Raw genomic sequence first — 12,657 nt, forward strand, 5'->3', positions numbered from 1 at the left:
CCGGAAAGCCAGTATGAATTGTCTTTCGTCTACAGTCTACGGCGCACAATGGCCAGGGAGAACGGGAGTTGGACTCGTCACACCGGGATGTACGTGCACGTCAGGGGCAGCGCACGACCTGCCCGGCGTACGACAGGTTTCCGCCGAACCCGAAGAGCAGAACCGGATCGCCGCTGCGGATCTCGCCGCGTTCGACGAGCTTGGAGAAGGCGAGCGGAATGCTCGCGGCGGAGGTGTTGCCGGAGTCGGTGACGTCGCGCGCGACGACCGCGTTCACGGCGCCGATCTTCTCGGCGAGGGGCTCGATGATGCGCAGGTTCGCCTGGTGCAGGACGACTCCGGCGAGGTCCTGCGGGGCGAGACCGGCCCGCTCGCACGCCTTCCGGGCGATCGGCGGCAGCTGGGTGGTGGCCCAGCGGTAGACGCTCTGTCCCTCCTGGGCGAACCGGGCGGGCGTGCCCTCGATGCGTACCGCGTGCCCCATCTCGGGCACCGATCCCCACAGCACCGGCCCGATGCCGCCCTCGTCGGAGGCCTCGACGACCGCGGCACCGGCACCGTCCCCGACCAGCACGCACGTCGTACGGTCGGTCCAGTCCGTCACGTCGGTCATCTTGTCGGCGCCGATGACCAGGGCGCGTGTCGCGGCACCGGCGCGCACGGCGTGGTCGGCGGTGGCGAGGGCGTGCGTGAAGCCGGCGCAGACGACGTTCACGTCCATGGCGGCCGGGGACGGCACGCCGAGGCGGGCGGCGACGCGGGCCGCCATGTTCGGGGAGCGGTCGACGGCCGTGGACGTGGCGACGAGGACCAGGTCGATGTCGCCGGGGGTCAGGCCGGCCGCCGCGAGCGCCTTGGCCGCGGCGTGCGCGGCCAGCTCGTCGACCGGCTCGTCGGGGCCCGCGACATGGCGGGTGCGGATGCCCACCCGGCTCCTGATCCACTCGTCGCTGGTGTCGACCATGCCCGCCAGGTCCTCGTTGGTGAGCACCTTGGCGGGCTGGTAGTGGCCGACGGCGGCGATCCGTGAGCCGTTCATGGGTGGTCCCCCTCGTTGCCTTGGGTAGCGGGATCCACCAGTCTGATCAGTGACTCACGGGTACGAGGGCAGGTGATGCCACAGGAATGCGGCGCCAGGCTTGTCGGCTTCTGTCAGCACTCCCGCACGGCGTCGGTGCCGACGGCCCCCCACAGGGTCACCGGCCGACAGGGGGTCCGGCGGTCATCCCGTGAACAGCTGGGTCGCCTTCTGGGCCAGTTCGTACAGCCCGTAGCCGAACGGGATCCCCACCCACAGCCAGGCGAGGGCGATCAGCGCGCGGCGGCTAGGCGGACTGCTGGGGCTGGACGGAGTCGTCATCGGCGGCCTCCCTCGGTGCGGGGATGTGATGGCGGGCGTGCACGGGGCGGACCAGTTCGTTGGCGACGAAGCCGACGGCCAGCAGCCCGATCATGATCAGGAACGAGGTGCCGTAGAGCGAGGAGCCGTGCTTGCCGGCCTCCTCCTGGCGGTCCGCGATCCAGTTGACGATCAGCGGGCCGAGGACACCCGCAGTGGACCACGCGGTGAGCAGCCGGCCGTGGATCGCCCCGACCTGGTAGGTGCCGAAGAGATCCTTCAGGTAGGCGGGGACGGTCGCGAAGCCGCCGCCGTAGAAGGAGAGGATCACCAGGGCGCAGAGGATGAACAGCGGCTTCGACGAGTCCCCGTACCAGGCGATGAGCGCGTACATCAGCGCTCCCACGCCGAGGTAGACACGGTAGATGTTCTTGCGCCCGATGAGGTCGGACGTCGAGGACCAGCCGATGCGGCCCGCCATGTTCGCCGCCGAGAGCAGGGCGACGAATCCGGCGGCCGCGGACGCGGACACCGGGGTGGACGTGTCCGCGAAGAAGTCCGTGATCATCGGGGCGGCCTTCTCCAGGATGCCGATGCCGGCGGTCACGTTCATGCACAGCACGAGCCACAGGCACCAGAACTGCGGGGTGCGCACCGCGTTGCGGGCCGAGACCTGCACGCCGTCGAGCGCGCTCGGACCGGACGTGGTGGGCTTCTCACCGCGCGGGACCCGCACCAGCAGCACGCCGAGGGACATGAAGACGGCGTACGTCAGCCCGTGCACGAGGAAGGCGAGCGCGATCCCGGAGGAGTCGGAGCCGAACGACTTGAGCATCTGCGTGGACCACGGCGAGGCGATCAGCGCGCCGCCGCCGAAACCCATGATGGCGATGCCGGTGGCCATGCCGGGCCGGTCCGGGAACCACTTGATCAGGGTCGAGACGGGTGAGATGTAGCCGATGCCGAGGCCGATCCCGCCGACGAAGCCGTAGCCGAGCACGATCAGCCAGTACTGCTCGGTGGCGGCGCCCAGCGCCGAGATCAGGAACCCGGAGGAGAAGCAGACGAGGGCGACCGTCATGGCCCAGCGCGGCCCGTTGCGCTCGACGAGCGTGCCGCCGAACGCGGCCGACAGGCCGAGCATGACGATGCCGAGCTGGAAGGGGAGCGCGCTCTGGGTGCCGCTGAGGCCGAGCGCGGATTCGAGTGGCGGCTTGAAGACGCTCCAGGCGTACGCCTGGCCGATGGAGAGGTGGACCGACAGTGCGGCCGGCGGGACGAGCCAGCGGCTCCAGCCGGGCGGTGCGACAGGGGGACTCATGATCCGGGACGATAGAAAGCGGTACCGGAGTTGGGAACCCGCGCGGCGTGAATCGGTCGACCGTATGCGGTGAGCGGTATGCCACGCGCGACGAGCGGTCGTCCGCGCCGGACGAACGGCTTCCGCCCGGCCGGATCCCGCCCCCGCTCGCTCCCCGCGCATGCGGCCCGATCAGCGCGGCGGAACGTCACCGGCATGCCTCGCGGCGGACGCCCGTTCGCGATGGTCGTCACCTCGTCGCGGACGCCCGTTCCCCGGGTTCCGGACGAAGTGCCCATGACGGGACGGACGACCCGGAAAGACGGCGGCTCAACTGGGGCGGAACACCTGGGCCGGCCCCTCGGCGGTGTCGATCACTTCGGGTTGGGTCGTGCCGGCCGGCTCGTAGTGCGTCCCGAGGACGGTGATCCCGTCGCGCACGACCGTGAGGGGCAGCGGTCGCGTACGGCCGTCGGCGGGACCGCCGACGAAGGTGACCAGCACGGTGATCGAAGCGGGGTCCATGGAGGGTTGCGCCTCGGGCGTCTTCACCGGCACGCGGGGGACGGGGCTGGTGGCGTCACGCGGTGCCGGGCTCGTGGCGTCGTGGGCCCCCACTGTCGTGGCGTCGCGCGGCACCGGGCTCGCGACGTCACCATCGGTGGCGCCGACCCGGGCGCCCGCGGCGCCGCATCCCGTCACGGACAGAAGCACCGCGACACTCCCAAGGGCCCTCAGTGATCGCACCCGGACAGTGTGCCGTCGCCCGCACCTCGCACCAAGCGATGTGACGATCTTGAGATGTGGGGCGGACCCGCGCCCAGCTCCGCCGCCCCAGGGCGCAGGCACCACCGTCATGGCCCGGGCGCCTCCGAAAGTCGCGATCCCCTCGCCACCGCACCGCGCACCGCCCGAACCACGCCCGGCCACCCCGCCCTTGGCCCCTCGGCCAAGTCCTGCCCAGGTGCTGCGCGAAGTCTTGCTGCCCCAACCTCCATACTGTAGACAATATTTCGTCGACAGAGTTCGGCAGTTCCTCGGTACCCTCGACCGAACGGAGCGAGCCACCGTGAAAGTCGCAGTTCTCGGCGCCGGTGCGATCGGCGCCTACGTCGGCGCCGCGCTGCACCGTGCGGGCGCCGACGTGCATCTCATCGCCCGTGGACCGCACCTCGCGGCCATGAGGCAGCACGGAGTCCAAGTCCTGAGCCCGCGCGGCGACTTCACCGCGCGCGCCCACGCCACCGACGACCCGGCCCAGGTGGGTCCGGTCGACTACGTCCTGCTGGGCCTGAAGGCGAACTCGTACGCGGCGTGCGGGCCGCTGATCGAGCCGCTGCTGCACGACACCACGGCGGTCATCGCCGCCCAGAACGGCATCCCCTGGTGGTACTTCCACCGGCACGGCGGCCCGCACGACGGCCACCGCGTCGAGAGCGTGGACCCCGGCGGCGCGGTCAGTGCGGTGCTGGCGCCCGAACGGGCCATCGGCTGCGTGGTGTACGCGGCGACAGAGCTGGCGGGCCCGGGCGTCGTACGCCACCTCGAAGGCACCCGGTTCTCCATCGGCGAGCCCGACCGGTCGGTCTCCGGCCGGTGCACGGCGTTCAGCGAGGCCATGCAGGCGGGCGGTCTCAAGTGCCCCGTCGAGCAGGACCTGCGCAACGACATCTGGCTCAAGCTGCTGGGCAACATCTCCTTCAACCCGATCAGCGCACTGGCCCGCGCCACGATGCGGCAGATGTGCCTGCACGGCGGCACCCGCAAGGTCATCGAGATCATGATGACCGAGACGCTCGCGGTCGCCGAGGCCCTCGGCTGCAAGGTCGGCGTCTCCATCGAACGGCGCCTCGCCGGCGCCGAGCGGGTGGGCGACCACCGCACGTCCACGCTCCAGGACCTGGAGCGCGGCAAGCCGCTCGAACTCGACGTACTCCTCGCGGCCGTCGTCGAGTTGGCGGAGATCACCGACGTCCCGGTGCCCACGCTCCGCACCGTCCACGCCATTTCGGACCTGCTCGCATTGAGGACCGCCGCATGAGGAAACGACAGCCGAAGACATATGCCCGGCTCACCCATCCGCTGGTGAGGGAGTCACGCGACGAACCCTTCCGGCGGGCCACCTGGGACGAGGCACTGACCCGCGCGGCCGCAGGACTGGGGGCCGCACGCGGCGCCTTCGGCATGTTCTCCTGCGCCCGCGCGACCAACGAGATGAACTATGTGGCGCAGAAGTTCGCCCGGGTCGTCATGGGCACCAACAACGTGGACTCCTGCAACCGCACCTGTCACGCTCCGAGTGTCGCCGGGCTCTCGGCGGCCTTCGGTTCGGGCGGCGGGACGTCGTCGTACGAGGAGGTCGAGCACACCGACCTCATCGTGATGTGGGGCTCCAACGCACGGTTCGCGCACCCGATCTTCTTCCAGCACGTCCTGAGGGGGATCCGGAACGGTGCCCGCATGTTCGCGGTCGACCCGCGCCGCACCTCGACGGCCGAGTGGGCGGAGAGCTGGCTCGGGCTGAACGTGGGCACGGACATCCCGATGGCGCACGCGATCGGCCGGGAGATCATCCACGCCGGCCTCGCCAACCGGGCCTTCGTCGAGCGGGCGACGAGCGGCTTCGAGGAGTACCGGCAACTCGTCGAGCCGTGGACGCTGTCGCTCGCCGAGAAGGTGACCGGTGTACCGGCGGCGGCCATAAAGGAGTTGGCGCACGCCTACGCCCGCGCCGAGCGGGCCCAACTGTGCTGGACGCTCGGCATCACCGAGCACCACAACGGCACGGACAACGTACGCGCGCTGATCAACCTGTCGCTGCTGACCGGGCACGTGGGCCGGTACGGCTCCGGGCTCCAGCCGCTGCGCGGTCAGAACAACGTGCAGGGCGGCGGCGACATGGGCGCCATCCCCAACCGGCTGCCCGGCTTCCAGGACATCCTGGACCCGCCGACGCGGCTGAAGTTCGAGACCGCCTGGGACACCGTCATCCAGCCGCACTACGGGCTGAACCTGACGGAGATGTTCGAGGCGATGGAGGAGCGCACGCTCAGGGCCGTCTACTGCATCGGCGAGAACCCCGCGCAGTCGGAGGCCGACAGCGAACAGGCGGTGCGCCGGCTGGGCGCCCTCGACTTCCTCGTCGTCCAGGACATCTTCCTCACGAAGACGGCCCAGTTGGCGGACGTGGTGCTGCCCGCGACCGCCGGATGGGCGGAGACCGACGGCACGACCACCAACAGCGAGCGGCGGGTCCAGCGGGTCCGCGCGGCGGTCACCCCGCCCGGTGAGGCCCGCGAGGACATCGACATCATCTGCGACCTCGCCGCCCGCCTGGGGCACGACTGGAAGTACGCCGACGCGGAGGCCGTCTGGAACGAACTGCGGTCGGTGTCGCCGGACCACTACGGGATGACGTACGAGCGGCTGGAGGAGCACCAGGGCATCCAGTGGCCCTGCCCGGACGTCGCGCGGCTCGAACCGACCTATCTGCACGGCCGGTTGTGGGCGTCCGACCCGGCCGACCGCGGGCGCCTCGCACCGTTCGGGCTGGTGCAGCACGACCCGCCGGTGGACCTGACGGACGAGGAGTACCCGATCCGGCTCACCACCGGGCGACGGCTCGACTCGTACAACACCGGTGTGCAGAGCGGTGGTTTCGCCTCACCTCTGCGGCGCGGCGAGTACGTGGAGCTGTGCCCGGAGGACGCCGAGCGCTACGGGGTCGTGGTGGGCGAGGAGGTCCGGGTCTCCTCGCGCCGCGGGACGGTGCTGGCACCGGTGTGGATCGACACCGCGCTGCGGCCCGGCCTCGCCTTCATGACCATGCATTTCCCCGACGAGGTGGACACCAACCAGCTGACGATCGAGGCGAACTGCCCGATCGCCGGCACCGCGGAGTTCAAGGCCTCGGCGATCCGGATCGAGAAGCTGCCGGCCCCGATTCAAGTGAGGTGACGTGGTGGACCTGCACTTCGGCGACAGCAAGCCGACGGACGAGGAACGGGCGGCGGTCGACGCGCTGCTCGGCCCTCCGCAGTCCTCGTGGGAGGGCGCCGACCGCAGCGACGTCGATCTGAGGTGGGCGCGTGGCGGCCGGGAGGCCAGGGAGCGCCGCGACCTGCTGTTGCCGGGGCTGCACGCCCTGAACGACCGGATCGGCTGGATCAGCGAGGGCGCGCTCGACTACCTGTGCCGCCGGCTGACCGTGCCGCCCGCGGAGGCGTACGGGGTCGCGACGTTCTACGCGATGTTCTCGGTGCGTCCGCGGCCCGCGACCGTGCTGCACGTGTGCACGGACCTCGCGTGCGCGGCGGCCGGCGCCGCGGACCTGTGCGCCGGGGTCGAGGCCCGGCTCGGCGCCGGCAGCGGTGTCGCGGTGGAGCGCAGTCCCTGCCTCGGCCTGTGCGAGCGCGCTCCGGCCGCGCTCGCGATCAGGGCCGGGGACCCGGTCCGCACGGCGGTGTCGGCGCCGGCCACCGTCGAACGGGCGGTGGCCGCGGGCGGCGCGCCCGGCTCGGCGGAGGACGAACCGCCCGCGGTCATGGCCGTCCCCCAGGCGGGCGACCCGTCACTGGTGCTTCTGAGCCGGGTCGGTGTGGTGGACCCGGCCGACCTCGACGACTACCGGGCGCACGGCGGATACTCCGCGCTGCGCCGGGCGTTCGCGATCGGCCCCGCCGCGGTGATCCGCGAGGTGACCGACGCGGGCCTGGTCGGGCGCGGCGGCGCCGCCTTCCCCACCGGCCGCAAGTGGCAGGCCACGGCGTCCCAGCCCGACCATCCGCACTACCTGGTGTGCAACGCGGACGAGTCCGAGCCCGGCACCTTCAAGGACCGGGTGCTCATGGAGGGCGACCCGTACGCGCTCGTGGAGGCGATGACCGTCGCGGCGTACGCGGTCGGCGCGCACCAGGGTTATCTGTACCTGCGTGGCGAGTACCCGCGCGCGCTGCGCCGGATGGAGCACGCCATCGGGCAGGCACGCGCCCGGGGTCTGCTCGGAGACGACGTCCTCGGTCAGGGCTACGCCTTCGACATCGAGATCCGGCGGGGCGCGGGCGCGTACATCTGTGGTGAGGAGACCGCCCTGTTCAACTCGATCGAGGGCTACCGGGGAGAGCCCCGGTCGAAGCCGCCGTTCCCGGTGGAGAAGGGGCTGTTCGGCAAGCCGACGGTGGAGAACAACGTCGAGACGCTGGTGAACGTGCTGCCCGTCCTCACGATGGGGGCTCCCGCGTACGCGGCGATCGGCACGGCCGGCTCCACGGGCCCGAAGCTGTACTGCGTGTCGGGCAGCGTGGACCGGCCCGGCGTCTACGAACTGCCGTTCGGTGCCACGCTGGGCGAGCTGCTCGAACGGGCGGGGGTGCGCGAGCGGCTGCGGGCGGTCCTGCTGGGCGGTGCGGCTGGCGGCTTCGTACGGCCCGACGAGCTCGACATCCCGCTCACCTTCGAAGGCACCCGGGAGGCGGGCACCACCCTCGGCTCGGGTGTGGTCATGGCGTTCGACGACACGGTCCCGCTGCCCCGGCTGCTGCTGCGGATCGCCGAGTTCTTCCGTGACGAGTCGTGCGGGCAGTGCGTGCCCTGCCGGGTGGGGACCGTACGCCAGGAGGAGGCGCTGCACCGGATCGCGGAGCGCACCGGAGCGGCCGCCGCCGACGACATCGCCCTGCTGCGCGAGGTGGGCCGCGCCATGCGGGACGCCTCGATCTGCGGTCTGGGACAGACCGCGTGGAACGCCGTGGAATCCGCCATCGACCGTCTGGGGGCGTACGAATGACCGCAATCGACCGGACGGGGGTCGCCCGGATGATGACCGCAGTCGACCGGACGGAGGCCGCCGCATGACCCTGGTACCGCTGGGAGTGCCCCGCCGGCTGATCGAGTTCACCCTGGACGGGCAGGAGGCCCGGGTGCCGGAGGGCTCGACGATCCTCGACGCCTGCCGGGCCGCGGGCAAGGACGTACCGACGCTGTGCCAGGGCGACACCCTGGAACCCAAGAACGCGTGCCGGGTGTGCGTCGTCGAGGTGGAGGGCGCCCGCACGCTCGTCCCGGCCTGCTCGCGCCGGGCGGAGGCGGGGATGGAGGTGCGCACGGACACCGAGCGCGCCCGGCACAGCCGCAAGGTGGTCCTGGAACTGCTCGCCTCCTCGGTCGACCTGTCGACGACTCCGCGGGCCGCCGAATGGATCAAGGAGTACGAGGCGAAGCCGGACCGCTTCGGCCCGGACGCCGCCCGGGTGAACGAGGAACCGAAGGTCGACAACGACCTGTACGTCCGGGACTACGACAAGTGCATCCTCTGCTACAAGTGCGTGGACGCCTGCGGCGACCAGTGGCAGAACACCTTCGCCATCTCCGTCGCCGGTCGCGGCTTCGACGCCCGGATCGCCGTGGAGCACGATGCGCCGCTCACGGATTCGGCCTGCGTGTACTGCGGCAACTGCATCGAGGTGTGCCCCACGGGAGCGCTCTCCTTCAAGTCGGAGTTCGACATGCGCGCGGCGGGTACGTGGGACGAGTCGGCGCAGACCGAGACGACCACGGTGTGCGCCTACTGCGGAGTGGGCTGCAACCTCACCCTGCACGTGCAGGACAATGAGATCGTGAAGGTCACCTCCCCGCACGACAACCCGGTGACCCACGGCAACCTCTGCATCAAGGGCCGCTTCGGCTACCAGCACGTACAGAACCGGGACTGATCAGGACATGGGACGAGTCACGGAACGACGCAAGGTGATCCGCATCCGGGACGGGGCCGTGAGCACCCGCCCGGACACCCTCGTGGCGGAGGAACCCCTGGAGATCCGCCTCAACGGCAAGCCGCTCGCCATCACCATGCGCACCCCGGGCGACGACTTCGCCCTGGCGGCGGGCTTTCTCGTCAGCGAGGGGGTGCTGGGCGGCGCGGACGAGCTGCAGAACATCGTGTACTGCGCGGGCGCGACCGTGGACGGCTCCAACAGCTACAACGTGGTCGACGTGCGGACGGCGCCCGGCGTCGTCCTCCCGGACATCACGCTCGAACGGAACGTGTACACGACGTCCTCCTGCGGCCTGTGCGGCAAGGCCAGCCTCGACGCCGTCCGCACGACGGCCCGCTGGACGATCGACGACACTCCCCCGGTGCGGCTGGAGCCCGAGCTGCTCGCGAGCCTCCCCGACCGGCTGCGGGCGGCGCAGCGGGTCTTCGACCGGACCGGGGGCCTGCACGCGGCGGCGCTGTTCTCGCCGGAGGGCGAGCTGCTCGACGTGCGCGAGGACGTCGGCCGGCACAACGCGGTCGACAAGCTGGTGGGGCGCGCCCTGCAGAGCGGCTCGCTGCCGCTGTCCCGGACGGTCCTGCTGGTCTCGGGACGGGCGTCGTTCGAGCTGGCGCAGAAGGCGGTGATGGCGGGCATTCCGGTGCTCGCGGCGGTGTCGGCGCCGTCGTCCCTGGCGGTCGACCTGGCCGCGGAGTCGGGCCTGACCCTGGTCGGCTTCCTGCGCGGCCCCTCCATGAACGTGTACGCGGGCGAGCACCGCATCGCCCTGCGGGCCGCGGTCGCCCAGGGCTGACCGGCTCCCCGCGACACGGCGGCGGGGCCCCGAACGGCGGGGAGCGCCCCCTGCGCCGGAGGGGCCCCGTCTTTCCCGCGCCGCCGCGTCGAGGGGCCCATCACTTTCGCGCCCCGCACCGGAAAGCCCGGGGCGTCCGAGCCGCGGGGGCCGGGGCGTCCACACCCCAGGGCCCGTGCCGTCCACACTGCAGGGGCCCCCGGTGCCGGGAGGCTCTCTCTCCCCCCGCCCCCCGGGCCTCAGCTCTTCGTGAAGCGGACCTCGGCCGCCTTCACGACCGTGCCGAGGCGCGGGAAGTCGAGACGGACGGAGGCGTCGTGCTCGGGGGCGGTGAACGCGGCCATCGCGTCCTCGACGAAGACGAGGTCGTAGCCGAGGTCTCCGGCGGCCCGGGCGGTCGACTCGACACCGAGGTTGGTCGCGATGCCCCCGAACACCAGCGTGGAGACGCCGTGGGCCCGCAGCCGGTCGTCGAGGCCGGTGCCCTGGAAGCCGCCGATGGTCCGCTTCACGATCTCGATGTCGCCCGGTGCCGCGAGGCCCGCCACGAGTCCGCTGCCCGGCGGCTGTTCGGGGACCCCGGGCCGCTCGACGCGGATCAGCACGACGGGTGCCCCCACCGCGCGGAAGGTGGTCGCCATTTCCTCGGACGTGGTGAGCACGTCGGTGCCCTTGTGGGGTTCCAGGGGCAGCGCCACGATGCGGTCCATCAGGTCGACGAGGACGAGGGCGGTGCGCGCCGGGTCGAGGGCGAGACGGGGTTCGGCTTCGGGTGCGGTCATGACGGAACGTTAGCCCGCGTCACCCGTCCGTACCGGAAATCCGGATCAACAGGCCCATGAACTGCTCTCGTTCGGACGCGGACAAGGGGGCCATCAGGACGTCGTTGGCCTCCAGGGCCGCCGTCTCGCAGCTGCGGAGCACCCGCTCGCCCTCGGCGGTGAGGGAGACCGCGTTCTTGCGGCGGTCCCCGGGGTCGGGCGCCCGGAGGACCAGGCCGGCTTTCTGAAGGTCGTTCAGGACACCGACCAGGTCCTTGGGGTCGAGGCCGATCGAGCGGCCGAGCTCGGCCTGGGCGACGGGGCCGAGGTCGGCGACGGCGGACAGCACCACGTGGTGCCACATCTTCATGCCTTCGGCGGCCAGTGCCTCCGCGACGAGGGCGCGGCCACGGGCGGCGGCACGACCGAGGAGCCAGCTGGGAAGCGCGCGGATCGCGGGCAGGGGAGCGGACATACGGCCAGGCTAGCGACAAAGCCATTGGACTTCCCAACGAATGTCACTATACCGTTGGGACTCCCAACGATTCGTGGGTGCTCCTCGGTGTCCCACGACCGCTCCGATCCCTGGAGGTGCGATGCGTCGCGTCCGCTACGAGCACACCGGTGGCCCGCTGTTCCTGGAGGAGGTCCCTGAGCCCGTCGCCGGACCGGGCGAACTGCTGGTGCGCTCCGAGGCCATCGGGGTGACCCTGCCGGTGGTGCGCAAGGTGACCGAGGCGGCCGAGCCGATCCGGCTCGGCGGCGAGGTCGCCGGCGAAGTGGTCGCCGTCGGCGAGGGCGTCACACGCTTCCGGACGGGCGACCGCGTCACCGGGCTCGGCTTCGGGCACGCCTACGCCGATCTCGCCCTCCTGCACAAGTCCATGGCCTCGCCCATACCCGACGGCGCGAGCGCCGTCGACGCCGTGGCGCTCGTCCGCAGCGGCCTGGTCGCGCTGGGCGCCCTGGAGGCGGCGCGCCCCGACCCGGGCGAGTCGGCACTCGTCACGGCGGCGGCGAGCGGGATCGGCCATTTGGCGGTACAGCTGGCCCGGCTGCGCGGGGCCTCGCGCGTCGTCGGAGCGGTGTCCGGTTCCGGCAAGACGGCGTTCGTGCGCGCGCTCGGCGCCGACGAGGTGGTCACCTACGACACCGACGACTGGGGCGCCCCCGTCGACTACGCGCTCGACGCCGTCGGCGGGGATCTGCTGACCCCGGCGATCGGGGCCCTGTCCCCGGGCGGACGCCTCGTCGCGTACAGCTCGGGCGGCGGAACCGTGCGCGCCTACGACCTGCTGGTGGGCGCCAGATCAGTGACCGGCTTTCAGGTGGCGAGAGTCGCCCGCGAGGATCCCGAGCGGTACGAGCGGTGGCGCCAGGAGCTGTGGCGACTGTTCACGCAGGGTGCTCTCCGGCCCGCCGTGCACGCGGAGTTCGCACTGGAGGACGCCGCGTCGGCGCACGCGGCGATCGAGTCCCGCGGCAACCTCGGCAAGGTGGTCCTGCGCCCCTGACCTGCACCGAGTGGAGCCACCGGGGCGGCCCCGCGTCCGCACCGGCGTGGGGGGGGGGGGGGGGGGGGGGGGGGGGGGCGGGGGCGGGCGGCGGCGGGGGGGGGGGGGCGCGGGGCGGGCGGGGGGGGGGGGCGGGGGCGGGCGGGCCCGGCCGGGGGGCGGGACGCGCGGGGGCGG

12 protein-coding genes are annotated in these 12,657 nt (G+C 72.1%); 6 read left to right on the plus strand and 6 right to left on the minus strand.

Annotated features, from left to right (window positions below):
• Positions 1-100: 100 nt before the first annotated feature.
• The 4 genes from ACZ4IF_RS08540 to ACZ4IF_RS08555 form a co-directional block, all read right to left on the minus strand.
• Positions 101-1,039, minus strand: coding sequence for a beta-ketoacyl-ACP synthase III (locus tag ACZ4IF_RS08540; protein WP_467560783.1), 939 nt, complete (start codon positions 1,037-1,039; stop codon positions 101-103).
• Between the two features lie 183 nt (positions 1,040-1,222).
• Positions 1,223-1,360, minus strand: a complete 138-nt coding sequence (locus ACZ4IF_RS08545) for an MFS transporter small subunit (protein ID WP_467560785.1) — start codon at positions 1,358-1,360, stop codon at positions 1,223-1,225.
• Positions 1,326-2,660 carry an OFA family MFS transporter gene (locus ACZ4IF_RS08550; RefSeq protein WP_467560787.1) on the minus strand — a complete coding sequence of 445 codons (1,335 nt, stop codon included), beginning with the start codon at positions 2,658-2,660 and terminating at the stop codon, positions 1,326-1,328. Before ACZ4IF_RS08550 ends, ACZ4IF_RS08545 begins: the two co-directional genes overlap by 35 nt.
• A gap of 309 nt (positions 2,661-2,969) precedes the next feature.
• On the minus strand, positions 2,970-3,353 hold the full coding sequence (locus tag ACZ4IF_RS08555) for a hypothetical protein (protein WP_467560789.1): 384 nt from the start codon (positions 3,351-3,353) through the stop codon (positions 2,970-2,972).
• A gap of 355 nt (positions 3,354-3,708) precedes the next feature.
• Between ACZ4IF_RS08555 and ACZ4IF_RS08560 the strand changes: the two genes are divergently transcribed.
• The 5 genes from ACZ4IF_RS08560 to fdhD all read left to right on the plus strand — a co-directional run bounded on the left by ACZ4IF_RS08560 (position 3,709) and on the right by fdhD (position 10,205).
• Positions 3,709-4,680: a 2-dehydropantoate 2-reductase gene (locus ACZ4IF_RS08560; RefSeq protein WP_359504069.1), complete on the plus strand. Its 972-nt coding sequence runs from the start codon at positions 3,709-3,711 to the stop codon at positions 4,678-4,680.
• Entirely contained in the window at positions 4,677-6,596 is a 1,920-nt protein-coding gene (locus ACZ4IF_RS08565) for a molybdopterin oxidoreductase family protein (RefSeq protein WP_467560792.1), read from the plus strand. The genes ACZ4IF_RS08560 and ACZ4IF_RS08565 overlap by 4 nt, the downstream gene beginning before the upstream one ends.
• A gap of 4 nt (positions 6,597-6,600) precedes the next feature.
• Entirely contained in the window at positions 6,601-8,424 is a 1,824-nt protein-coding gene (locus ACZ4IF_RS08570) for an NADH-ubiquinone oxidoreductase-F iron-sulfur binding region domain-containing protein (RefSeq protein ID WP_467560794.1), read from the plus strand.
• 64 nt (positions 8,425-8,488) lie between these two features.
• The gene (locus tag ACZ4IF_RS08575) at positions 8,489-9,349 is read left to right on the plus strand and encodes a 2Fe-2S iron-sulfur cluster-binding protein (protein WP_467560796.1); all 861 of its coding nucleotides are present in this window, start codon (positions 8,489-8,491) and stop codon (positions 9,347-9,349) included.
• Between the two features lie 7 nt (positions 9,350-9,356).
• A complete protein-coding gene (gene fdhD, locus ACZ4IF_RS08580; protein WP_467560798.1) occupies positions 9,357-10,205 on the plus strand; it encodes a formate dehydrogenase accessory sulfurtransferase FdhD in 849 nt (282 codons plus the stop codon).
• Positions 10,206-10,444: 239 nt separating this feature from the next.
• On the opposite strand, the gene ACZ4IF_RS08585 is transcribed toward fdhD, so the two are convergent.
• Both ACZ4IF_RS08585 and ACZ4IF_RS08590 read right to left on the minus strand, forming a co-directional pair.
• Complete coding sequence (locus ACZ4IF_RS08585; RefSeq protein ID WP_467560800.1) at positions 10,445-10,987, minus strand: isochorismatase family protein; 543 nt, start codon at positions 10,985-10,987, stop codon at positions 10,445-10,447.
• A gap of 19 nt (positions 10,988-11,006) precedes the next feature.
• Positions 11,007-11,441 carry a MarR family winged helix-turn-helix transcriptional regulator gene (locus ACZ4IF_RS08590; RefSeq protein ID WP_467560802.1) on the minus strand — a complete coding sequence of 145 codons (435 nt, stop codon included), beginning with the start codon at positions 11,439-11,441 and terminating at the stop codon, positions 11,007-11,009.
• A 121-nt stretch (positions 11,442-11,562) separates the two neighbouring features.
• On the opposite strand from ACZ4IF_RS08590, the gene ACZ4IF_RS08595 reads away from it, so the two are divergent.
• A complete protein-coding gene (locus ACZ4IF_RS08595) occupies positions 11,563-12,480 on the plus strand; it encodes a quinone oxidoreductase family protein (RefSeq protein WP_467560804.1) in 918 nt (305 codons plus the stop codon).
• Positions 12,481-12,657: the final 177 nt, after the last annotated feature.

The organism is Streptomyces sp. NPDC025784, assembly GCF_055558435.1.

Coding starts and splice junctions, on each gene's coding strand:
- ACZ4IF_RS08590 (WP_467560802.1), bottom strand. CDS start 11,441: ATGTCCGCTCCCCTGCCCGCGATCCGCGCGCTTCCCAGCTGGCTCCTC.
- ACZ4IF_RS08595 (WP_467560804.1), top strand. CDS start 11,563: ATGCGTCGCGTCCGCTACGAGCACACCGGTGGCCCGCTGTTCCTGGAG.
- ACZ4IF_RS08585 (WP_467560800.1), bottom strand. CDS start 10,987: ATGACCGCACCCGAAGCCGAACCCCGTCTCGCCCTCGACCCGGCGCGC.
- ACZ4IF_RS08545 (WP_467560785.1), bottom strand. CDS start 1,360: ATGACGACTCCGTCCAGCCCCAGCAGTCCGCCTAGCCGCCGCGCGCTG.
- ACZ4IF_RS08575 (WP_467560796.1), top strand. CDS start 8,489: ATGACCCTGGTACCGCTGGGAGTGCCCCGCCGGCTGATCGAGTTCACC.
- ACZ4IF_RS08550 (WP_467560787.1), bottom strand. CDS start 2,660: ATGAGTCCCCCTGTCGCACCGCCCGGCTGGAGCCGCTGGCTCGTCCCG.
- ACZ4IF_RS08540 (WP_467560783.1), bottom strand. CDS start 1,039: ATGAACGGCTCACGGATCGCCGCCGTCGGCCACTACCAGCCCGCCAAG.
- ACZ4IF_RS08565 (WP_467560792.1), top strand. CDS start 4,677: ATGAGGAAACGACAGCCGAAGACATATGCCCGGCTCACCCATCCGCTG.
- fdhD (WP_467560798.1), top strand. CDS start 9,357: ATGGGACGAGTCACGGAACGACGCAAGGTGATCCGCATCCGGGACGGG.